Source organism: Telluria sp. AZSoR62 (assembly GCF_058111565.1).
Map to the genome: position 1 here is coordinate 1 of NZ_JBYTST010000247.1, position 293 is coordinate 293.

1 protein-coding gene is annotated in these 293 nt (G+C 52.9%); it reads right to left on the reverse strand.

Annotation, left to right across the window (positions count from 1 at the left end; genetic code table 11):
* Window positions 1-5 precede the first annotated feature (5 nt).
* A partial coding sequence (locus AC3XQU_RS23690) for a hypothetical protein (RefSeq protein ID WP_489876585.1) occupies window positions 6-293 on the reverse strand: 288 nt, incomplete at its 5' end.

Here is a 293-nt window from a genome sequence, read left to right on the forward strand (position 1 = left end):
TTTTTCTATTCTGATCCTCTTTTTCCGGTGCCCTTGCAAGCCTCGCAGTCCACACCAGGAGTACGCGGCACTGCGTGGTATCCGTCACCGCCGCAGTATTCACAAACAGCGCCCGAACTTGGATGTTCGGCCTGATGGTCGAGCATCCGGCATTCCGATACGTGATAGGCAAAATCGCCGGTCTTTGTTCCTTCTGGTGTCAACTCAACAAGAGTTGGCCACTCATTACACAGAGGGTTTCCGCAGATAACACAATCCTCTGGCTCGCCGCGGCCAACTGCAATTTGATAAAC